Source organism: Streptomyces sp. VTCC 41912 (assembly GCF_045799175.1).
GTDB lineage: Bacteria > Actinomycetota > Actinomycetes > Streptomycetales > Streptomycetaceae > Streptomyces > Streptomyces albulus_C.
Genome location: NZ_JBJMAB010000031.1, coordinates 16,919 through 42,385 on the forward strand (window position 1 = coordinate 16,919; position 25,467 = coordinate 42,385).

Sequence of the window (25,467 nt, forward strand, 5' to 3'; positions counted from 1 at the left end):
ATGGACAACAAGCGCGCTCTGCTGGTCAAGCTGCTGCGGCAGGTGGCGACGGCACGGCCCGGGGGCGACGCCGACGAGGGCATCGCCGTCGTCGGACTGGCCGGGCGGTACCCGCTCGCCGACACTCCCGACGCGCTGTGGGCGAACCTCCGGGACGGCCGGCACTGCATCACCGAGGTCCCGCCGGAGCGCTGGGACGCGGCCGAGCACTACGCCCCGGACGGCGCCGACGCCCTGCGCGCCCACACCAAGTGGGCCGGCTTCCTCACCGACGTGGACAAGTTCGACCCGCTGTTCTTCCACATCTCGCCGACCGTCGCCGAGAACATGGACCCGCAGGAGCGGCTCTTCCTCCAGACGGCCTGGGAGACCCTGGAGGACGCCGGCTACCCGCCGCGCACCCTGGGCCGGGACAACCCCGTCGGCGTCTTCGTCGGCCTGATGAACAGCAACTACGAGTGGATGGGCGGCGAGGCGGCCGCCCTCGGGGCGCCCACCGACGCCCACAGCGACCACTGGTCGCTGGCCAACCGCGTCTCGCACGTCCTGGACCTGACCGGCCCCAGCATGGCGATCGACACCGCCTGCTCGGCCTCGCTCACCGCCGTGCACCTGGCCTGCGAGAGCCTGCGCCGCGGCGAGTGCAACGCCGCGATCGCCGGCGGCGTCAACCTCATCCTGCACCCCAAGCACCTGGCCCTGTACTCGCGGCGCAACATGGTCTCCCACGACGACCGCTGCAAGAGCTTCGGCACCGGTGCGGACGGCTTCGTCGCGGGCGAGGGCGTGGGCGCCGTCCTGCTCAAGCCGCTGCGCCGCGCGGTGGCCGACGGCGACCGGATCCACGGCGTCATCCGGGGCTCGGCCGTCAACGCCGGCGGCAAGACCGTCGGTTACACCGTCCCCAGCCCCACCGCCCAGGCCGAGGTGATCAAGGCCGCGCTGCGGCGGGCGGGCGTGGACCCGCGCGACGTCAGCTACGTCGAGGCGCACGGCACCGGCACCCCGCTCGGCGACCCGATCGAGATCGCCGGCCTCCAAGAAGCGCTCGCGGGGAACGACCCGGCCGCACCGGGCACGGTCGCCGTCGGGTCGGTGAAGTCCAACATCGGGCACCTGGAGTCGGCCGCCGGCATCGCCGGGCTCACCAAGGTGCTGCTCCAGATGCGCCACGGCCAGCTCGCCCCGTCGCTGCACTCGGCCGAGCCGAACCCGGAGATCGACTTCGCGGCCACCCCGTTCACCGTGCAGCAGGAACTGGCCGACTGGCCGCGCCGGACCGCACCGGGCGCGGACGGCCGACCGGTGGTGCTGCCGCGCACCGCCGGCGTGAGCTCGTTCGGCGGCGGCGGCGCCAACGCCCACGTGGTCGTCGAGGAGTACCTCCCCGAGCGGGAACGCACCGGCTCGACGGGCGGACCCCAGCTGCTGGTGGTCTCCGCCCGCACCCCGGAGCGACTGCGCGAACAGGCCGGGCGGCTGGCCGACTTCCTGGCCGACGCCCCCGCCCCGGTATCCCCCGAACCGGCCGCCGCCCCCGCCGCGGCGGAGCCCGCGCACCTGGCACGGTGCGCCCGGCTGGCCGCCGAGGTGCTGGGCGTGCAGGAGAGCGAACTCGACGCCGACGCCGACCTCGCCGACTTCGGCTTCGGCCCCGCCGAACAGGCCAAACTGGCCCAGCGGTTGCACGAGGACCTCGGGATCGAGGTGCCGACGGCCGCCCTCGCGGGCGCGACCCTGCACACCCTCGCCGCCTCCCTCGACGCCCCCGCGCCGGCCGCCGACGTCCCCGCCGACGTCCCCGCCGACGCGACCGACGCCCCCGCCGACGGACGGTACCTGGCGGACGTCGCCCACACCCTCCAGGTCGGCCGCGAACCGATGGACGCCCGGCTGGCGTTCGTCGCCCACGACCTCGCACAGGCCCGGGCGCTCCTGCGGGACTTCGCCGACGGCCGGACCGAGCAGGTCGCGCACGCGGTCCTGACCGGCCGCGACGGCCTGACCGCGGAGGCCCGCGCCCGCCTCGAACGGGCCCTGGACGACGCGGACCTGACCACCGTCGCCGACCTGTGGACCCGGGGCGCGCAGGTGGACTGGGCGCGGCTGCGCACACCGGGCAGCGCCCTGCGCACCGCCCTGCCCACCTACGCCTTCGCCCGCAAGCGCTACTGGATACCCGAGGTGCGCCGGCGGCCCGCCGCAGCGGCGGCCGAACCGGTCGCCGCCCCGCCCCGCGAACCGGCGTCGTCCGGCGCCGCCATGGCGTACTACGGCCCGGTGTGGACCGCGGCCGACCGTCCGTCCGACCCGCCGGCCGCCCCCGCCGCCACACGCGTCCTGATCCTCGCCACCGAGGCGTCCCACCCCCTGGCCGACGCCCTCGCGGCCCGCCACCCCGGCGCCGCCGTGCGCACCGTCCGACTGGACCGGGCCGCCGCCGCGGACTGGGCGGCGGACGCCGCGGTCGCCGACCGGGTGTACCACCTCGCCGGCGTCCGGTCCCCGGGCGCCCGCGCCGCGTCCCTGGCCGAGGACCAGGAGGCCGGCATCACCACGCTGTTCCGGCTCGCCGGGCACCTCACCCGCACGTCCCGCGCCCGCACGCTCACCGTCGTCACCAGCGACGTGCACCGGCTGCCCACCGGCAGCGGGGGCAACCCGCACGCCGCCGCCCTCCAGGGCCTGACCCAGGTCCTGCCCAAGGAGGTGCCGGGGCTGCGGGCCGTCTGCGTGGACCTCGACGCGGCCGAGGCCGGGGACGAGCCGGGCCGGGCCCGCCTGGCAGCCGCCGTGGTGGCCGAGCCGGGCGACCGCGCCGGCGACACCGTCGTGCTGCGCCGCGGCGTCCGGTACGTGCGCCGGCTGACCGAGCTCGCCCCGCAGCGCCCGCAGCATCCGGTCTTCCGCGACGGGGGCGTGTACCTCGTCGTCGGCGGCACCGGCGGCATCGGCCGGGCGCTGAGCGAGGAACTGGCCCGCACCCACCGGGCCCGGCTGGTCTGGCTCAGCCGCACCGCGCCCGACGCGGCGCAGCGCGACACGATCGAACGGGTCCGGGCGGCCGGCGGCGACGTGCTCCACGTGGCGGGCGACGCCGCCGGTGAGGACGGCGTGCGCCGGGCCGTCGAGGCGGCCCGCACCCACTTCGGCGCGCTGCACGGCGTGTTCCACTCCGCGATGGTCTTCAACAACAGCGCGCTGGCCGAGCTGACCGAGGACGCGTTCCGGGCCGCCGTCGCGGTGAAGATGGAGGGCTGCGCGGCCCTCGCCGCGGCGCTGGGCGACGCGCCGCTGGACTTCCTGGCGTTCTTCTCCTCCATGGGCGCCTTCGCCGGCTCCGCGGGCAACGGGACGTACACCACCGCCACCGCCTTCGAGGACGCCTACGCCCTCGACCTCGACCAGCGGCTGCCCTACCCGGTGCGGGTCGTCAACTGGGGCTACTGGGGCGAGGTCGGCTCCGGCGACCGGCCGGGACTGCGGCAGATGTTCGCCGAGCTCGGCGTCGAGGCGTTCGGGCCGCGCGACGGGCTGGACGCGATCCCGCTGGTCCTGGCGGGCCGCACGCCGCAGGTGATGCCGATCCGCGCGCACGCCGGCGCGCTGGCGGCCCTGGGCCTGGCGACCGTCCCGTCGGCGGACCCGGGCATCGACCGGGTGGCGGCGGCCCACCGGCGCCTCGACGAGCTGAGCGAGACCGCGCTGCTGGGCGCCTTCCAACGGATGGGCGTCTTCGCCCGCTCCGGCGAGGTCCAGCCCGTCGAGGGGCTGGCCGAACGGCTCGGCGTGCCGGCCAAGTTCGCCCGCCAGCTCCGCGCGCTGCTCAACATGCTGGTCCGCGCCGGCCACCTGGTCGACGAGGGCGACCGGGTCCGCGCCCTGCCCGCCGTCGACACCGCCCCCGTCGGGGCGGACGCGCTGCGCACGGCCTTCGACCGGCTGGCCGTCGAACACCCCGACCTGGCGCCCGTGGTGACGCTCACCCGGATGTGCCTGGAGCGCTATCCGGAGGTGCTGCGCGGCACGTTGCGGGCCACCGAGATCATGTTCCCCGACGCGTCGATGGACCTGGTCAAGGACTTCTACAAGGGCAATCCGCTCACCGACTGCTTCAACGACATGGTCGCCGACGCCGTCCGCGCGCACCTGGCCGCCCGGCCCGCCGGCGAGCGGATCCGGGTGCTGGAGCTGGGCGCCGGGACGGGCGCGACCAGCGAGCGGGTGCTGCCGGTGCTGGCCGCCCACGCCGACCGGGCGGAGTACTGGTTCACCGACATCTCCGCCCGCTTCCTCGAACACGGCCAGGAGCAGTTGGGGCGGCAGTACCCGTACACCGTGTTCCGGGTCCTGGACCTGGAGAAGGACGTCGCCCGCCAGGGCTTCGAACCCGGCACCTTCGACGTGGTGGTGGCCACCAACGTGGTGCACGCCACCCGCGACCTGCGGACCACCCTGGGCAAGGCCAAGCACCTGCTCAAGCCGGGCGGCCGGCTCGTCCTCAACGAGCTCACCACCCTGCGCAGCAGCAACACCGTCGGCGGCGGGGTCCTGGAGGGCTGGTGGCTGTCGCAGGACGCCGAACTGCGCATGGCCGACGCCCCGTTGGCCACCCCCGAGACCTGGCAGCGGCTGCTGCGGGAGGCCGGCTTCGAGGCCGTGACGGTACGCGGCGGCACCGCCTCCGACGGCACCGACCTCGGGCAGAGCGTGGTCACCGGCCGCAGTGACGGGGCGGTGGCCGGCCCGGCGGCCGACACCGTGCCGCAACCGGCCGCCCGAGCGGCGGCCGGCCCGGCCGACGGCTCCCAGGACGCCGTGCTCGCCCGCCTGGTGGCGGTCGCCCGACGCGCCCTGAAGATCGACGAGGAGATCAGCCCCGACCTGCCGCTCCAGGAGTACGGCTTCGACTCGCTGACCGGCATGAAGATCGTCTCCGGCATCGCCGACGAGTTCGGCGCCACGGTCGAGCTGAACGACTTCTACGAGTACCCCACGCTGCGCGAGGCGGCCGCACACTTCCTCGCCAGTGGCGTGCTGACCGGCCCGGACCCGGCCCCCGCACCGGCCCCCGTGCCCACCGCCGCACCCCCGGCACCGGCCGCGCCGGCCGGGACCGCGGCGCCGGCCGCGCCTGCCAGGCCCGCCGCCTACGTCCTCGGCGCGCCCGAGGTGACCCCGCCCGCCACCCGCCACCCGCTCTCGCGCGGGCAGTACGCCCTGTGGGTCGTGGAGCAACTGGCCGACGGCGCAGGCGCCTACAACCTGCCGCTGGCCTCCTGGCTGGCCCCGGACGTGGACGTCACGGCGCTGCGCACCGCCCTGCAGAGCCTGCTGGACCGGCACCCGCAGCTGCGCGCCACCGTCCGCACCGAGGACGGCGAGCCGTTCCTGTCCGTCGACGGCTGGCAGGAACTCTCCTTCGTCCAGCGGTACCTGACCGTCACCGACGACGCGGTGGTGCTTCAGCGGCTGCGCGAGGAGGTCCGCCGCCCCTTCGACCTGGCCCGCGGCCCGCTGCTGCGCGCCACACTGCACAGCCTCGCCGACGGCCGCCGGGCGCTGCTGCTGGTCTTCCACCACCTCGTCTTCGACGGCGTCTCGATCGGCGTCTTCCTGCGCGAACTGGAGGACGCCTACCGGGCCGCGGCCCAGGGCCGCGCCCCGTCGGCCACCGCCCCGTCCGCCACCTACACCGACTTCACCACCCGCCAGCACGCCCTGCTGGCCGGCCCCGAGGGGGAGCGGCTGCGGGCGTACTGGACCCGGCGGCTGCACGGCGAACTGCCGGTGCTCCAGCTGCCGTTGGACCGGCCGCGGCCCGCGGTGCCCAGCTACCGCGGGGCCAGCGTCGAGGGCCGGATCGACGCCGCGCTGACCGACGCCGCCAAGCGGCTCGCCCGCACGCAGCGGGTGTCGCTGTACGTCGTGCTGGTGGCGGCCTACGTCGCGCTGCTGCACCGCCACAGCGCCCAGCGCCGCATCCTCGTCGGCACCCCCACCACCGGGCGCCCCGCCGACGGCTTCGACGACGTCCTCGGCTACTTCATGAACATGGTCGTGCTGGACCAGGAGGTGGCGCCGGACGCCGCCTTCACGGCACTGCTGGGCCAGGTCTCGCGCACCGTCTCCGAGGCGCTGGAGCACAGCGCGTACCCGCTCATCGACGTCGCCCGGGCCCTCCAGGAGGACGGCCGGGGCACCGCCGGCCCGTTGTTCCAGGCCGCCTTCTACTTCCAGAACTGGCTGGACCGCGGGCGCGCCCAGGACGGCCTGGTCCGCGGCATGGTCGACGGGGTGCACCAGGAGGGCGAGTTCGACGTCACCCTGGAGGTCATCGAGGAGCGCGACGGCTGCCGCTACACCGTCAAGTACAACCCGGACCTGTTCGACGAGGACACCGTCCAGCGCCTCGGCGCGGGCTTCGTGCGGCTGCTGGACGCCCTGGTCGCCGCGCCCGACCGGCCCGTCGCCACCGCCGACTTGCTGGCCCCCGAGGAGCGGCGCGCCCTCCACGAGGAGTGGAACGCCACCCGGCGGGACTACCCGCGCGACCGGCTGGTGTGCGAACTCGTCGACGAGCAGGCGGCCGCCCGGCCCGACGCCGTCGCGGTGGTCTGCGGCGCGCAGCGCCTGACGTACCGGGCACTCGCGGACCGCGTCGACCGGCTGGCCGGCCACCTGCGGGCGCGCGGCGCCGCCCCCGGCCGCACGGTCGGCGTGCTGATGGAGCGGTCCGCGGACCTGCTCGTCGCCCTCCTCGCGGTGCTGAAGGCCGGCGGCGCCTACGTGCCGCTGGACCCGTCCTACCCGACCGCCCGGCTCGCCCACATGGCGGCCGACGCCCGGCTGCACCTGCTCGTCGCCCACTCCTCGACCGAGCACCTGCTCGCCGGCGCCGTGCCGGAGACCGTCGTCCTCGACCGCGACCACGAGCTCATCGCGGCCTCGCCCGGTGCCGGTCCGGTGCCCGGCGCCACCGCCGAGGACACCGCCTACGTCCTGTACACCTCCGGCTCCACCGGTGAGCCCAAGGGCGTCGAGGTCGGCCACCGGGCGCTGGTCAACTTCCTCGTCTCCATGGCCCGCGAGCCCGGGCTCGGCCCCGACGACCGCCTGTTGGCGCTGACCACGGTCTGCTTCGACATCGCGGGGCTGGAGCTCTACGGCCCGCTGATCACCGGCGGCCGGGTGGAGATCCTGCCCACCGAGGACGCCCGGGACGGCGTGCGGCTGCGCGCCGCCCTGGAGGCCGCCCGCCCCACCGTCGTCCAGGCCACGCCCGCCACCTGGAAGATGCTGTTGGCCGCCGGCTGGCCGGGCGACCCGGCGCTGAAGGTGCTGTGCGGCGGCGAGGCGCTGGACCAGGACACCGCCGACCGGCTGACCGCCGGCTGCGGACAGGTGTGGAACCTCTTCGGCCCCACCGAGACCACCATCTGGTCCGCGGCGGACCGCCTCCTGCCCGGCGCCCCGGTCACCATCGGCCGCCCGTTGGCCAACACCCAGCTCTACGTCCTCGACGAGCACCGGACCCCGCTGCCCGTCGGCGTGCCCGGTGAGCTCTACATCGGCGGCGACGGCCTGGCCCGCGGCTACCTGGGCCGACCCGAGCTGACCCGCGAGCGGTTCGTCGCCAACCCGCTCGCCGACGGCCCCTCGCCGCGCCTGTACCGCACCGGCGATCTGGTGCGCCGCCTGCCGGACGGCCGGATCGGCTACCTGGGCCGGATCGACTCCCAGGTCAAGGTCCGCGGTTTCCGGGTGGAACTGACCGAGATCGAGGCGACGCTGCGCCGCCTGCCGGGGGTGCGCGAGGCCGTGGTCGTGGCCCGCGAGGTCACCCCGGGCAACGTCGGCCTGCGCGCCTTCTACCTCGGCACCGACGGCACCGGCAGCCCCGGCAGCCCCGACAGCCCCGACAGCACCGAGGGAGCCGCCGCGGTCGACAAGGACGCGCTGCGCGCGTGGCTCCCGGAGTACATGGTCCCGGACGTGCTGGTGCGGCTGCGGTCCTTCCCGCAGACCCTGAACGGCAAGGTGGACCGCACCGCCCTGGCGGCCCGGGAACTCGCCGCGCTGCGCGCCGCGCACGGTACCGGCGACGCCGAGCCGGGCGCGCCCGCCGCCCCGCAGGGCCGCACCGGCCACCAGGACCGACTGCACGCCGAACTCGCCGCCATGATCGGGGAGTTGGTGAACCTGCCCGCCGAAGCGGTCCCGTCGGACGCGCCGTTGGGCGAGCTGGGCATGAACTCGGTGACCTTCACCGCCCTGAGCACCGCGCTCCAGCGGCGCTTCGGCATCCCCGCCAACCCGACGCTCTTCTACCAGTACCCGACCCTGACCACCCTGGTCCCGCACCTGTACGGCGCCCACCCCCAGCGCCTCGCCGCGGCCTACGGCGCGCCGGCCCCCGCCGCGCTCACCGGCGACCGTGCGGCGCAGCTGCCGGCCCCCGCGGTGGCGCCGGCCCCGGCCGACGGCCCGCACCCCGCCGGCGACACGGACGTGGCGATCATCGGCATGGCCGGGCGCTTCCCCTCCTCCGTCGACCTCGACGCCTTCTGGGACCACCTCGTGAGCGGGCGGGACCTGATCCAGGAGATCCCCGCCGACCGCTGGGACTGGCGCGACTACGCCGAGGACGCACCGGCCGCACCCGACGCACCGCGGGCGGGGCGCGCGGGCGGCGGCACCTCGCGGTCGCGGTGGGGCGGCTTCCTGCCCGACGTGGACCGCTTCGACGCGGCGTTCTTCGGCATCTCGCCCCGCGAGGCCGAACTGATGGACCCGCAACAGCGCCTGGTGCTGGAAGCGGTGTGGACCGCGGTGGAGGACGCCGGCTACCGGCCGGGCGACCTGGCGGGCCGGCGCGTGGGCGTCTTCCTCGGCGTCACCAACTCCGACTACCCCGAGGTGCAGCGGGCGGCGGGCCGCGGCATCGAGGGCCACACCGTCACCGGCTCCGCGCTGTCGGTCATCCCCAACCGCGTGTCGTACCTGCTGGACCTGCGCGGCCCCAGCGTCGCGGTGGACACCGCCTGCTCCAGTTCGCTGACCGCCGTCGAGCAGGCCGTGACCGCCCTGCACGAGGGCAGTTGCGACCTGGCGCTGGCCGGCGGGGTCAACCTGATCCTCAGCCCCGCGCTGTACGTCGCGCTCAGCCGCGGCGAGATGCTGAGCGAGGACGGGCGCTGCAAGGCGTTCGACAGCCGCGCCAACGGCTACGTGCGCGGCGAGGGCGTCGGCGTGGTGCTGCTCAAGCCGCGGGCCGCCGCGGAGCGGGACGACGACCCGGTGCACGCCGTGATCAAGGCGGTGGAGGTGGGCCACGGCGGCCGCACCAACTCGCTGACCTCACCGAACCCCAACGCCCAGGCCGACCTCGTCCTCGCCGCGCACCGCAGGGCCGGCACCGACCCGGCCACCGTCGGCTACCTGGAGGCGCACGGCACCGGCACCGCGCTCGGCGACCCCATCGAGATCGCCGGCCTGAAGGACGCCTTCGCCGCGCTCCACCGCGACGCGGGCACCCCCGTACCGGACCGGCCGACCTGCCTGGTGGGCTCGGTGAAGACCAACATCGGCCACCTGGAAGGCGCCGCCGGCATCGCCGGGCTCATCAAGACGGTGCTGGCGATGCGGCACGCCGAGATCCCGGCCACCCTCCACTACGAACGCCGCAACCCCTACGTGGACTTCACGGGCACGCCGTTCGAGGTCGTGGACCGCACCCGGCCGTGGCCGGCGCCCCAGGGCCCCGACGGGCGGGTACTGCCGCGCCGGGCCGGGGTGAGCTCCTTCGGCTTCGGGGGCGCCACCGCCCACGTCGTCCTGGAGGAGGCCGTGCGGCCGCGCCGGGACGCGGCGGCGCCGCACGGCACGCTGGTCTTCCCGCTGTCCGCCCGGACCGCCGAGGCGCTCGCCGAGACCGCCGACCGCCTCGCCCGGTTCCTGCACGCCGGCACCGTGGCGCTGGCGGACGTGGCGCACACCCTCCAGGTCGGCCGCGAGGCGTTCGAGGAGCGGCTGGCGATCGTCACCGACGACCGCGCCGCACTCCTCGCCGCGCTGGCGGCCGCCGCCCGGGACGCCACCCACCCCGCCGCTCTCCGCGGTCGGGTCCCGGCCGGGCGGCCCGCCGCCGCGACGGACGGGGCGCCCCTCGGGCTCGCCCCGGTCGAGCTGGCCCGGCGCTGGGCCGGCGGCGCGGACGTCGACTGGCGTGCGCACGCACCGGTCGGGGCGCCGGCCGCGCGCCGCATCGCGCTGCCCACCTACCCCTTCGCCCGCACCCGCCACTGGGTGGCCCCGGGCCCGGCCGCGCCGGAGCGCCCCGCCGCCCCGGCCGCCGCACCCGCGCTCCACCGGGACCTGCTGGACCGCAACGTCTCCACCTTCCGCGGCACCGCCTTCGACAAGACCCTGACCGGCGCCGAGTTCTTCCTGCGCGACCACGTCGTGGCGGGCACCCCGGTGCTGCCCGGCGTCGCCTATCTCGACATGGCCCGCCTCGCCGGCGAACTCGCCCACGGCGCCCCCGCCGACGGCCCCCGCGCGACCCGCATCGAGGACGTCGTCTGGGCCGCCCCGGTCACCCTCGACGACGGGCCCCGGCGCGTCCGCCTGCGGCTGACCCCCGGCGAGGACGCCGCCACCGCCCGCTTCGAGCTGGTCGGCGTCGACGCGCGCGGCGAACGGGCCGTGCACGGCAGCGGACGCCTCCACTTCACGGCCCCCGCAGTCGATTCCGCCGCCGGTACCGCCGCCGATCCCGCCGTCGCCCCCGCCGTCGACCCCGAAGTGGACGCGGCAGAAAGGCGGTTGGACCCGTCCGCGGTCCGCGCCCGCTGCACCACGGTGCGCACGCACGAGGAGTGCTACGCCGTCTTCACCCGGCACGACTTCGCCTACGGGCCCTGCCTGGCGCTCCTCGACGAGGTCGCCCACGGCACCGACGAGGCGCTGGCGGTGCTGAGCCTGCCCGCCGCGTTGCGGGACACGGCGGCCGACTACCGCTTCCACCCCGCGGTGTTCGACGCCGCGCTCCAGGCCGTCGGGGTGTTCGCGGCCGACTCCGCCGACCGGCCCCACCTGCCGTACGCGATCCGCGCCGTCGAACTCCTCGGCGACGCCACCCGGGCCCGCTACGCGCACGTCACCCGCGCCGGCCGGGGCGCGGTCTTCGACATCCGCCTGGCCGACGCGGACGGCCTGGTCGTCGCCCGCATCGACGGGTTCACGCTGCGCCCGGTGCCCGGCGCGGGCCCCGCGGACGGGCCCGGGACGGGCCGGCCGGACACGGCCGGGACCGGCAGCTACGTGCCGGAGTGGACGCCGCTGCCCGCCGCCGCCCCCGCGGCGCCGCGCGGCACCGTGCTCGTCCTGGACGCCTCCGGCACCGACGGCACCGCCGGCACCGGCGGCGCGGACCTGGCGGCGGCCGTCGAGGCCGGCACCGGCGGCGCGCACGCCGTCCTGCTGCCGCTGCGCTCCGCACCGGACGCGGCGCGGGCGCTGGAGCGGGCCGCGACGGCGGCGGCCGGCCCGGACCCGGTGCGGGTGGTGCACCTCGCCCCGCGCACCGGCGACGCCGAGCACGCCCTCGACGTCGGCTTCGGCGCCGCCCTGGAGTTCTGCCGCGGCTGGACGGCCCGGCGGCTGGGCCCGCTGCGCTACCTCTACGCCCACCGGACGGACTCCCCGCACGCCGCGCTCGACGAGGCGATGGGCGGCTTCGCCCGCTCGGTGCGGCTGGAGCAGCCGCACCTGCAGCTCACCACCCTGGCCTGCGCCGACGACCGCGACCCGCACACCGCACTGCTGGCGGAACTCGCGGCGGACGACGGCCCGGTCGAGGTCCTGGCCGACGCGACGGGCCGCCGCACCCGCACCTGGCGGGCCGTCACCCCGCCCCACTCGGCCCTGCCGGACGCCCCGTTCGGCACCGGCGGGGTGCACCTGGTCACCGGCGGGACCGGACGCCTGGGCGTCCTCGTCGCCGAGCGGATCGCCGCCCGCACCGCGGGCACGGTGGTCCTGGTGAGCCGTTCCGAGCCGGGCCCCGACGCCGCGGCGGCGATGGCCCGGGCGGCCGCGGACGGCGGCCGGATCGTGCACCTGCGGGCGGACGTCTCCCGCCGGGCCGAGGTGGACGCGGTCGTCCGGGAGACCAGGCGCCGCTTCGGCGCCCTCACCGGCGTCGTGCACGCCGCGGGCGTGCTGCGCGACGGCTTCGTCCTGCGCACGACGCGGGCGGACGCGGACGCGGTGCTCGGGCCGAAGGTGCTCGGCGCGCTGTGGCTGGACGAGGCGACCCGCGACGAACCGCTGGCCTACTTCTGCGCCTTCTCCTCGCTCGCCGCGGTCCTGGGCGGCGTCGGGCAGTCGTCCTACGCCTACGCCAACGCGTTCCTGGGGGCCTTCCTCACCGCCCGCGACGCCGCCCGCCACGGCGGACTGCGCGCGGGCCGGAGCCTGGCGGTGGACTGGCCGCTGTGGCGGGACGGCGGGATGACCGCCGACGCCGCTGCGGTGGCCGCGCTGCGCGACGGGCTGGGCATGGTGCCGCTTCAGAGCACGGCGGCCCTGGACGCCTGGGAGCGGGCACTGGCGGCGGGCGCGCCGCGGGTGCTGGTGGCCCAGGGCGACCAGGACGCCGTCGCCCGCGCCCTGCCCGGCGGCGAACCCGGCGCCGCGCCCGCGGCACCGGCCGGCGCCGCCGTCCCGGCTGCCACCGCCGCGCCGGCCGGCACGTCCGCCGTCGTGCCGGAGCCGGCCGCCGGGTCCGGGGGCCGGCCGTCCGCCGCGGGTCCGGACCTCGGCCCGCGCACCGAGGAGTACCTCGTCGGCCTGTTGGCGGAGGAACTGCGGATGCCCGCCGACCAGGTGGACGTCGACGAGTCCTTCGAGCGGTACGGCATCGACTCGCTGCTGGTGATGAGCCTGACGCGGCGGTTGGAGGAACACTTCGGGCCGCTGTCGAAGACGCTGTTCTTCGAGTACCTCACGGTGCGCGAACTGGCCGGGTACTTCACGGCGAAGCACCCCGAGGCACTGGCGGCGGCGCTGGGCACTGACGCCCCCGGCGACGCGGACGCCACCGCGGCCGCCGGCACCGCGACCACGGCCACCGACGCCCCCGGCGACGCCCCGACCGAGGGGGCCGCGGCGCCCGCCGACCCCACGGACGACGACGCCATCGCGATCATCGGCGTGGCCGGTCGCTACCCGCAGGCCGACACCCTCGACGCCTTCTGGCGCAACCTGCGCGAGGGCACCGACTGCATCGAGGAGGTGCCGGCGGACCGCTGGGACCACTCCCGGTACTACGACCCGGACCCGCAGACGCCCGGCCGGACCGCGGCGAAGTGGGGCGGTTTCCTGTCCGACCCGTTCGCCTTCGACCCGATGTTCTTCCGGATGTCCAAGACCGAGGCCGACCACCTCGACCCCCAGGAGCGGCTGTTCCTCCAGACGGTCTGGCACCTGTTGGAGGACGCCGGCTACACCCGGCAGAAGGCCAACCGCGGCCGCACCGGCCTGTTCGTCGGCATGATGTACGGCCACTACCAGCTCTACGGCGTCGACGAGGCGCTGCGCGGCACCGGGGCGGCGACCTCGTCCTCCTACGCCTCGGTGGCCAACCGCGCCTCGTACTTCTTCGGCTTCACCGGCCCCAGCGTCGCGGTGGACACCATGTGCTCGTCCTCGCTGGTCACCCTGCACCTGGCCGGCCAGGCGCTGCGCGACGGCGACTGCGAGGTGGCGGTGGCCGGCGGCGTGAACGTCACCAGCCACCCGGTGAAGTACCTCCAGCTCAGCCAGCGCGGCTTCCTCTCCAGCGACGGCCGGTGCCGCAGCTTCGGCGAGGGCGGCGACGGCTACGTACCGGGGGAGGGGACCGGCGCGGTCCTGCTCAAGAAGCTGTCGGCCGCCGAGCGCGACGGCGACCGCATCCTGGCGGTGCTGCGCGGCTCGGCCGTCAACCACGGCGGCGCCAGCAAGGGCTACAGCGTGCCCAGCCCCCGGGCGCAGGGCGAGCTGATCGCCGCGGCGACCGCCCGCTCGGGCCTCGACCCGCGGGCGATCACCTACGTCGAGGCGCACGGCACCGGCACCGCCCTCGGCGACCCCATCGAGATCAGCGGACTGATGCGGGCCTACGAGGACCAGGACCTGACCGGCCGGCGGATCGCGATCGGCTCGGTGAAGTCCAACATCGGGCATGCCGAGTCCGCCGCGGGCATCGCCGCCGTCACCAAGGTCCTGCTGCAACTGCGCCACCGCCAGTTGGTGCCGTCCCTGCACGCCGAGCGGCTCAACCCCCATATCGACCTGGCCGCCACGCCGTTCGAGGTGCAGCGCACCACCGCCCCGTGGCCCGCCGCGGTCGACGCCGCCGGCCGCACCCTGCCGCGGGCCGCCGCGGTGAGCGCCTTCGGTGCGGGCGGCACCAACGCCCATCTGATCCTGGAGGAGTACGTGCCGCACGCCCGGCCCCGGTCCGGCCACGTCCCGCAGCTGTTCGTGCTGTCGGCCCGCGACGAGGAGCGGCTGGCCGAGTACGCCGGGCGCTTCGCGGAGTTCCTGGGCGGCGAGGGCGCCGACACCGACCCCGAGGCCCTGGTCTGGACGCTCCAGACGGGCCGGGAGGCGATGTCCCACCGGCTCGCCGTCACCTTCGCCGACCGTGACGAACTGGTGGCGCGACTGACCGCGTACCGGGACGGGCGCACGGACGTGGCGGGCGTCCGGACCGGGACCGCCGCGCGCAGCGGTGCCGCCGCGGTCCGGGCGGACGCGCTGCCCGTCGAGGAGTTGGCCCGGCACTGGGCCGGGGGCGGGGCCGTGGACTGGGAGTCGGGGGTGGGCACGCCGCCGCTCACCGTCTCCCTGCCCGGCTACCCCTTCGAGCGGCAGCGGTGCCGGCTGGACGTGGCGCTGCCGGCGCCCGGCGACCCGGTCACCACCCACCCCGCGCCCGCCCCCGCCCCCGCGCCCGAGTCGGCGCGGGAGTCGGAGCCGGTGCACGCAGAGCGCGCGCGGCCGGAGTCGACCGGGCGTCCGCGGGAAACCGTGCTGCTGGCCAAGGAGTGGCAGGCCGCGCCGGTCGCCGCCGGTGAACTGCCGCGCTCCGTCGCGGTCCTGGCGGCACCCGGCAGCCGGGCGCTGGCCAGGCGCCTGTGCGCCGAGCTCCCGCACGCCCGACTCCTGCTCCCCGACGACCTGGCGGCCGACGCACCGGACGCCGACCGCGGCGCCCCCGCCGCCGCGCCCTACGACGCCCTGGTCGACCTGACCGGGTGCGCCGCGGACGGCGCCGCCGGCGAGGACGGTCTTCAGGGGTGGCTGCCGTGGCTCCAGCGCCGGATCGCCGGCGGCGCCGGGCTGCTGGCCCTGGGCGTCACCCGCGGCCTGGAACGGCTCGGCGACGCAACTGTGAACCCCTCGGGCGCCACCCGGGCCGGGCTGTACCGCATGCTGCAGAGCGAGTACGGCAAGATCCGCTCCCGGCACGTCGACCTCGACCCGGCGGCCGACGACGCCACCGCCGTACGGCAGTTGCTGGCCGAGCTCGCCGCCCCGGACGACGAGGGCGAGGTCGCGCTCCGCGGCGACGGGCGCTTCCGGCCCCGGCTGCGTCCGCTGCCCCCGGACGCCGCCGGCAGCCCGGCGGCCTTCCCCGCCGACGCCGTCCTGTGGGTCACCGGCGGCACCCGCGGCCTCGGCCTGCTCGCCGCCCGGCACTTCGTACGGCGGCACGGGGTGCGCAAGCTCGTCCTGACCGGCCGCGAGCAGCTGCCGCCGCAGCACGACTGGCCGGCGCTGCGCCACGAGCCCGGCCCGCGCGGCGAGAAGCTGCGCGCGCTGCACGAACTGGCCGCGGACGGCGTCGAACTGCGGGTGCTCGCCGTGCCGTTGACCGACGCCGCGGCGGTGGCGGACGCGGTGCGGGACGTCCGGGCGACGATGGGCCCGATCGCCGGCGTGCTGCACTGCGCCGGCCTCGTCGACGGGGAGCACCCGGCGTTCGTCCGCAAGCCGCTGGAGCGGGTCCGCGAGGTCTTCGCCCCCAAGGTCGCCGGCCTCGACGCGCTGGTCGCGGGCCTGGCCGACGAACCGCTGCGCTTCTTCGTGCTGTTCTCCTCGGTCGCGGCCGCGGTGCCCGCGCTGGCCGTCGGCCAGAGCGACTACGCGATGGCCAACGCCGCGATGGACTACGCGGCGCTGGCCGCACCGCCCGGCCTGCCCCTGGTGAGCCTGCAGTGGCCGAGCTGGCGGGACAGCGGCATGGGGGAGGTGCGCAGCCCCGCCTTCCGGCGCACCGGCATGGGCAGCCTGACCGACGAGGAGGGGCTCGCCCTGCTGGACCGGGTGCTGGCCGGCGGCCACGGGCCCGTGGTGCTGCCCGCCGTCATCGACGACCCGGCGCTGTGGCGCCCGGAGGCGTTGACGGCCCGCAAGGCGCCGGACGCCCCCGAGGCGCGGCCGACGGCGTCGCCGGTCGTCCCCGACGAGGCGGCGGCCCCGGCCGTCCCCGCCCCGGGGGTGGCCCCGGAAACGGTGTCCGCGGCCGTCGACTGGATGCTGGACCGGCTCGCCGAGGACCTGGGCTTCGCGCGCCACAAGCTCTCCGCCGAGGTGCCGATCGAGGACTACGGCATGGACTCGATCATGGTGACCCAGCTGATGACGTCCGTCGGCAAGCGGCTGGGGTCCGAGGACCTCGACCCGTCGGCACTGCTGGAGCACTCCTCGGTCTCGGCCTTCACGAACTGGCTGGCGACGCGCCACGGCGCGGCGCTGACGGCGGCCTTCGGGCCCGAACCGGCCACTGAGCCGACCGCTGAGCCGGCCACGGAGACCGCCGAGCCGACCGTCGAGCCGACCCCCGAGCCGACCGCCCCGGCCCGAACGCCCGCCCCCACGGCGGCCGTTGCCGCCGCGGAACCCCGCCGCACCGTCACCGCCCGCGTCGACACCGACCCGGCGGCCACGGCCGACGCCGCGCAACCGGCCGACGCCGGCCCGCTCGACGTCGCGGTGGTCGCGGTGGCCTGCCGGTTCCCCGGCGCGCCCACGCCCGAGGACTACTGGCAGCTGCTGCGCACCGGCCGCAGCGCCCTCGCGCCGGTGCCGCCGGAGCGCTGGGGCCGCCCGACCCCGTACCACGCCGGACTGATCGACGGATACGGGGAGTTCGACCCGGAGTTCTTCCTCGTGCCCGACAGCGACGCCGCGGCCATGGACCCGCAGGCGCTGCTGCTGCTGGAGGAGACGTTGCAGCTGTGCCACCGCGCCGGCTACCCGCACCAGGAGCTCAAGGGCCGCCCGATCGGCGTCTACATCGGGGGCCGCACCCACCACGTGCCGGACGAGCGGACCCTCACGGCGGCCCGCAACCCCATCGTCGCGGTCGGCCAGAACTACCTGGCCGCCAACATCTCGCAGTTCTTCGACTTCCGGGGCCCGAGCGTGGTGGTCGACACCGCCTGCTCGTCCGCGCTGGTCGCCATGGGCATGGCCGTCCAGGGGCTGCGCACCGGCGAGATCGAGGCCGCGGTGGTCGGCGGGGTGAGCCTGCTCAACACCGACCAGGCGCACCGGGTGTTCTCCCGCCGCGGCATCCTCGGCACGGACCCCGCCTTCCACGTCTTCGACCGGCGGGCCCGCGGCATCGTGCTCGGCGAGGGCGCGGGGCTGGTCCTGCTCAAGCCGCTGCGGCGGGCGCTGTCCGACGGCGACCAGGTGCTCGCCGTCGTCAAGGGGCTCGCGGTCAACAACGACGGCCGCACCGCGGGACCGGCCACGCCCAACATCGCCGCCCAGCGCGCCGTCATGCGCGCCGCGCTCGAAGCGAGCGGCAAGCGCCCGGAGGACATCGACCACATCGAGGCCAACGGGTCCGGGGCGGCCCTGACCGACCTCCTGGAACTCAAGGCGATCAACGAGGTCTACCGGGCCGACTCGGCGCGCCCCTGCGGGCTCGGCTCGATCAAGCCCAACATCGGCCATCCGCTGTGCGCCGAGGGCATCGCCGGGTTCCTCAAGACGGTGCTGATGCTCCACCACCGCGAGCAGGTGCCGTTCCTGTCGGGCCAGGAGCCGCTGGACCACTTCGACCTGGCCGCCTCCCCGTTCCGCTTCGTCCGCAGCGCCGAGCCGTGGACCGGCGAACGGCCCACCGCCGCGCTCAACTGCTTCGCCGACGGCGGGACCAACGCCCACGTGATCGTCGAGGGGTGGCGGGAGCCGGCCGGCGGCCGGGCGACCCGGGCCGCGGTGGCCCTGCCCGAGCTGCACCGCCGGCCGGTCACCCGACCGACCCCCGAGCCCGTACCCGAAGGAGCGACCTTGCACCAGCGACTCGTCCTGACCGCCGAGCACCCCGCGGTCGCCGGGCACCGCGTGCACGGCAGGCTGCTGCTGCCGGCCCTGGCCTACGTGGACCTCGTCCACCAGCTGTTCCGCGCGCACGGCGGGACACCGGAGCGCCTGGAGCTGCGCGACCTGACCGTGCTGCGGCCCCTGGTCGTCGAGGACGGCGGACACGCGGACGTCGACCTGCGGGCCGAGCCCCTCGACGGCGGCAGCTGGCGGGTGCGGGCCACCGCCCCCGACGCCCCGGACCGCCCGTACGCCACCGTCGAGGCGGTCCCGGTCGAGCCCGTCACCTTCGACGGCCGCATCGACCCCGCCCGGCGCCCCGGCACCCCCCGGACGCTGGACGAGGTGTACGCCCAGCACGGCAGCCAGGGCCTGACGCACGGCGGCGCGCTGCGCGCCGAGGGTGAAGTCGGCGAGGACGAGGACGAGTTGATCGCCTCGGTGGCGGTCCGCGCGGCGTTCGCCGCGGACGACGCCGTCACCTTCCACCCGGCGCTGCTGGACGGCAGCGCGATCGCGGCCGGACCGCTGTTCCACGCCGCCGTGGCCGAGGAGGGCCACCTGTTCCTGCCGATCCACGTCAGGTCGTTCCGGGCCAGCGGCCCCCTGGGACGGCGCTGCCTGGCCCGGGTGGACAAGCGAACGGTCGGCCGGGCCCAGGAGTTGGTGTACTTGACGATCGACCTGTACGACGAGGACGGCCGGCAGGTGGCCCGCCTGGAGCGGCTCACCAGCAAACTGGACCGGGTCGGCGCCCCCGCACGGGGCCCGCAGGACCGGCCGGCGGCCCAACGCCCCGCCGCCGAGCGGCCGGTGGCCGGCACGCCGGGATCGGTCGACGCGGCGGGCGCGCTGCTGCGCGAACTGGTCGCCGCGCGCCTGGGCCGCCGCGCCGACGAGATCGACACCGGGATCGGCTACTACGAGCTGGGGCTGGAATCGGCGCAGGTGCTGGAGCTGGTCGGCACGATCGAGGAGACCGTCGGCGAACCGGTCCCGCCCACCCTGCCGTTCGAGTACGCGACCATCCGGGACCTCGCCGGGCACCTCGCCACCCGCTACCCGACGGCCTTCGGCGGCACCGCCGCGCCGACCGCCACGACCGCGCCCGCCCCGGTCGCCGCCACCGAAGCCGCCCCGGAGCCCGTGCCGGCCGCCCCGGCCACCCAGGACGGCGCCCGCCCCGCCCCCGAGACCGCCCCGGCCCCGGTCCCCGCCGCGGCCGGGACGGGTGAGCCGATCGCCATCATCGGCATGGCCGGCCGCTACCCCGACGCGGACAACCTGGACGCCTTCTGGGCCAACCTGCGCGAGGGACGCAGCTCCGTCACCGAGGTCCCGGCCGCCCGCTGGTCCCAGGACGAGGTCGCGGACGTCCGCGGCCCCAGCGGCCGGCCGGTGTCCCGGTGGGGCGGCTTCCTGGAGGACGTCGACCGCTTCGACGCCGGCTTCTTCCGGATCACCCCGCGCGAGGCCGAGGGCATGGACCCGCAGGAACGGCTGTTCCTGGAGACCTGCTGGCAGGCCATCGAGGACGCCGGCTACACCCCGCAGAGCCTCTGCCCGCCCGACGGGCCCGACGCGCGCCGCCACGTCGGGGTGTTCGCCGGCGTGATGCAGCACGACTACCTGCTGGTGGGCGCCGACGCGCGGGCCGCCGGCGCGATGGTCCCCCTGGTGCTCAACCAGGGGCAGATCGCCAACCGCGTCTCGTTCTTCTGCGACTTCCACGGGCCGAGCGTCACCCTCGACACGGTGTGCTCCTCCACGCTCAGCGCGGTGCACCTGGCCGTGCAGAGCGTGCGGCTGCGGGAGAGCCGGGTCGCCGTCGTCGGCGGCGTCAACCTCTCGCTGCACCCGGCCAAGTACGTCACCTACGGCATGGCCAACATGCACGCCAGCGACGGCATCTGCCACTCCTTCGGCGAGGGCGGCGACGGCTACGTCTCCGCCGAGGCCGTCGGGGCGGTGGTCCTCAAGCCGCTGTCCGAGGCGCAGCGCGACGGCGACCACGTGTACGCGGTGATCCGCGGCAGCGCGGCCGGACACGGCGGGGCGACCAGCGGCGTCACCGTCCCCAGCCCGGTCGGCCAGGCGGACATCATCGCCCGCGCCATCGCGGACTCCGGCGTCGACGCCCGCACCATCGGCTACGTGGAGGCGCACGCCGCCGGCACCTCCCTGGGCGACCCGATCGAGGTGGAGGGGCTGGCCCGGGCCTTCCGCCGGTGGACCGACGAAACCCAGTTCTGCGCCATCGGCTCGGTGAAGTCCAACATCGGGCACGCCGAGGGCGCGGCCGGCCTCGCGGCCCTGACCAAGACCGTGCTCCAACTCCAGCACGGCACGCTCGTGCCCTCGCTGCACGCCGACCCCGCCAACCCGCACCTGAACATCGAACGGTCGCCGTTCCACGTGCAGCGCACGGCGCGGCCCTGGCTGCCCGGGAGCGGCCCCGACGGGACGCCGGTGCCGCTGCGCGCCGGGGTCAGCAACGTCGGCGCCACCGGCTCCAGCGCCCACCTCGTCCTGGAGGCGTCCCCCGCACCCCGGGACCGGGGCGCGGCGGCCGCCGCCGGCGGGCCGGTCGTGCTGCCGCTCTCCGCGCGCGACGGCGAGCGGCTGACCGCCTACGCCGCACGGCTTCTGGCCCACCTGCGCACCCAACAGGGCGCCGACGTCGAGGAGGTGGTGCGCGACCAGCTCGCGGCGGTGCTGCGGGTGCGCCCCGCCGAGGTGGACCCCGACGCGGGCTGGGAGGACCAGGGCGTCGAACCGGTGCACCTCGCCGCCCTCCAGAACCGCCTCCACGACGCGGCCCGGCTGAGCATCGACACCGCCGGGCTGCTGGAGGCCGGCACCGTCCGGGCGGTCGCCGCCCGGCTGCGGGACGGGTCCGGGGCGCCCGGCGCCACCCTGGCGGAGCTGGCGTACACCTTCCAGGTCGGCCGGGTCGCGATGCCCGAGCGGGCCGCGTTCGTCAGCCGCGACCTGGCCGAACTCGCCGCCCAGCTGGAGGCGTTCGTGCGCGGCGACAAGGCCGTCCCGGGCGTCCACCGGGGCACGGCCAAGGACCACCGCGAGGTCGCCGCCCTCTTCTCCGGCGACGACGTCTACCGGGAGGTCGTGCGCGGCTGGGCCGCCCAGGGAGCACACGACAAGCTCGCCAAGTCCTGGGCCGCCGGCTTCGACGTGGACTGGGCCGCCGGCTACCAGGGGCGCCCGCCCCACCGAGTGGCCGCCCCCACCTACCCGTTCGCCCGGGACCGCTACTGGCTGCGCACCGACGGTGCCGTGCCGCGGCCGGGCGCCGGCGCCGCGCCGGCCGCGGACGGACTCGCCAACACCTCGAACCTGGACGGCACCCGCTTCACCGCGGAAGCGGTCGCGGGTCCCGACGGGCGGTTCGCGCTCGCCGAGGACGCGGTGCTGGAGCTGGTCCGCAAGGCGGCCGTGCGGGCGTTCGACGACCCGAGTGCCGACGTCGAGCCGGCGGACGTGGTGTGGTCCGCCCCGGTGGACGTGCCGGCCGCCGCCGGCAGTCGCGTGCGGCTGCACGTCCTGCTGGTGCCGGAGGAGGACGGCTCGGTCTCCTTCGAGGTCACCAGCGAACCCGCCGACGGCACGGCCGACCCCGTCGCGCACTGCACGGGCACCGTCCTCGACCACGGCGGCCCCGCGGAGGGCGCGGAGGGCGCGGACGACGCCGACCGCACCCACGTGTTCCTCACCAAGCACTGGGACGCCGTCGCCGCGCCGGCGACCGCCCCGCAGGACGAGGACGGGCCGCGCCGCCGGGTGCTCGTCCTGGCCACCGAGGAGACCCGGGACCTGGCCTGGGCCCTGGACCGCCACCTGCCGGCCCGGCACGAGGTCGTGGTGCGGGAGGTGGACGGCGCCACGGCGCTGCCCGACCCGCGCTGGGACAAGGTCGACGGCTGGATCGACCTGACCGGTTGCGGCACCCGCGCCGGCACCTCGGACGACTGGCTCGCGCTGCTCCAGCGGTTCATCGAGTCCGGCCGCCGGGACCGGATGCGGGTGCTGTGCGTGACCCGCCACCTGGAGCCGTTCGGCGGCGCCCCGGTCAACCTCGCCGGCGCGACCCGCGCCGGGCTCTACCGGGCCCTGCAGAGCGAGTACGCCCACCTGCTGTCCCGGCACGTCGACACCGACGCGGCCCCGACCGACGTCGAGGCGCTGGCGGCGCAGATCGGCGCGGAGTACGCGACGGACGCGGAGGACCCGGCGGTCTGCTACCGCGCCGGCCGCCGTCACCTGCCGCAGCTGCGGCCCGCGCCCGCCGCCGATGTCCCGGCCCCAGAACCGTTCCCCGCCGGGCACGTGCTGTGGGTCACCGGCGGCACCCGGGGGCTGGGCCTGCTCAGCGCCCGGCACCTGGTCCGCTCCTACGGGGCGCGCAAGGTGGTGCTGATGGGCCGCGAGGCGCTGCCGCCCCGCGAACGCTGGGCGGAGCTGGCCCGCGAGGACTCCGCGTGCGGCCGCAAGGTCGCCGGCATCCTCGCCCTGGAGGCGGAGGGCGCGCAGGTGCGGGTGCTCACCACCCCGCTCGGCGACCTGCCGGCGATGCGGGCCGCGGTGCAGGACGTGGTCCGCGAGATGGGACCGGTCGGCGGGCTGCTGCACGCCGCCGGCGCCGGCGACGCGGAGAACCCCGCGTTCATCCGCAAGCCGCTGGAGACGATCCGCCGGGTGTACGAGCCCAAGGCGGCGGGCCTGGACGTGCTCCACGCGTGCCTGGCGGACCAACCGCTGCGCTTTTGGGTGCTGTTCTCCTCGACGGCCTCGGCCGTCCCCAGCCTCGGCGCGGCCAACTGCGACTACGCCGGCGCCAACGCCTACCTCGACTTCTTCGCCGGCGCTCACGCCGGACGGCTGCCGGTGGTCAGCGTCCAGTGGTCGAGCTGGCGCGAGAGCGGCTTCGGCGAGATGACCACCCCCGCCTACCGGCGCACCGGGCTGGGCAGCCACCGCGACACCGAGGGGCTGCGCATGCTGGACGAGGTGCTGGCCGGCCGGACCGCGCCGGTCCTCCTGCCGAGCATCCCCGAGCCCGGGAACTGGCGGCCCGAGCTGCTGCTGGGCCGGCAGATCCCCGAGACGGAACCGGACCGCGGGCCCGCCGCGCCGCGCCCGGCCACCGCACCGGCCGTCCCGGCGCCCCAGGCGGCCCCGGCCCCCGTGCCGCTCGCCGCGGGGGACCTCGTACCGGTGATCCGCGGCTGGCTGGTGGAGGTGTTCGCCGAGGAACTGCGCATGAAGAAGGAGGAGTTGGACGGCGGTCTGGCGTTCCACGAGCTCGGCGTCGACTCGATCCTGCTGGCGCAGGTGCTCCAGCCCATCAACCGGCGCATCAGCGACCCGATCGACCCCTCCGCGCTGTACGAGTACGCCACCTTCGACGAGTTCGCGCAGTGGCTGGCGGACACCCGGGGCGACGAACTGGCCCCGGTGCTCGGCGCCGCACCCGCGGCCCCCGAACCCGCCGTGCCCGCCGCCCCGGCCGCGGCACCCGCCCGGCGCCCGGCGGCGCGCCGCCCCCGCCGCGCCCGCCGGACCCCGTCCCGGTCCGCGGCCCGGCAGCACCCCGCCCGGCCGCAGCGCACCGACATCGCGGTGGTCGGCCTGGCGGGCCGCTTCCCCGGCGGTGACGACCTGGACGGCTACTGGCGCCTGCTGACCGAGGGACGGTCCGCCATCGGCCAGGTGCCGCCGGAGCGCTGGGGCGCCCGCCCCGGCGACTTCGCGGCGCTGCTGCCCGACGTGACCTCCTTCGACGCGGCGTTCTTCGGCATCCCGCCCGAGGAGGCGGCCGCGATGGACCCGCAGGCGCTGGTGCTGCTGGAGGAGAGCGTGGCCCTGCTCGCCCACGCCGGCTACACCCGCGAGGAGGTCAAGGGCAGCCGCACCGGCGTCTACGTCGGAGCCCGCGGCCGACTGCGGGCCGAGGACGAGACCCGGCACTCCATCCGCGCGGTGGGCCAGAACTACCTGGCAGCCAACGTCTCCCAGTTCCTGGACCTGCGCGGCCCCAGCCTCGTCGTCGACACTGCCTGCTCCTCCGCCCTGACCGCGATGAACATGGCCGTCCAGGCCCTGCGCGACGGGGAGGTGGAGTCCGCGGTGGTCGGCGCGGTGAGCCTGCTCACCAGCGGCGAGGCCCACGACGGCATGCGCCACCGCGGCATCCTCAGCCCCGAACCCGCCTTCCACGTCTTCGACCGCCGCGCCGCCGGCGCGGTCCTGGGCGACGGCTGCGGCCTGGTGCTGCTCAAGCCGCTGGACCGGGCGGTGGCCGACGGCGACCGGGTGTACGCCGTCCTCAAGGGCATCGCCGTCAACAACAGCGGCCGGACGGCGGGCCCGACGGCACCCAGCTTCGAGGCCCAGAAGGACGTGCTGCGCACCGCCCTGGAACGCAGCGGCCTGCACGGCGAGGACATCGGGCACGTGGAGACCAACGGCTCCGGCTCGCAGGTGACCGATCTGCTGGAGCTCAAGGCGATCCAGGACGTCTACCGCGCCGGCTCCGACCGGCCGCTGACGCTGGGCTCCGTCAAGCCCAGCATCGGCCACCCGCTGTGCGCGGAGGGCATCGCGGCGTTCCTCAAGGCGGTGCTCTCGCTCGTGCACCGCCAGCAGGCGCCGTTCCTGTCCGGCCAGGAGCCGCTGGACCACTTCGACCTGGCGGCCTCCCCGTTCCGCTTCCCGCGGGCGGTGGAGGGCTGGCCGGACCGGCGACCGGTGGCCGCCGTCAACTGCTTCGCCGACGGCGGGGCCAACGCCGCCGCGATCCTCGCGGCGTGGGACGACGCGGCGGCCCCGACCCCGGTCCGCAAGCCGCTGTCCGCGCCCCTGCTGGACCGCCGCCCGCTGCCCGGCACCGCCCGTACCGCACCCGCCGCGCCCGCCGCGCCCGTCACCGACCCCGTCACCGACCCCGCCGCAGCACCCGCCGCGGGCTCCCCGCTGATCTGGGAGACCTACGCGGCCACGGCCACCACCGGCTCCGAGGGGCAGTCCACGCCGTCCACCGTCTGGGAAAGGTTCTAA

General features: G+C 76.5%; 1 protein-coding gene. It reads left to right on the forward strand.

Annotated elements, in window-relative coordinates; genetic code table 11:
- On the forward strand, positions 1–25,467 hold the full coding sequence (locus ACJ6WD_RS31055; protein ID WP_407616994.1) for an amino acid adenylation domain-containing protein: 25,467 nt from the start codon (positions 1–3) through the stop codon (positions 25,465–25,467).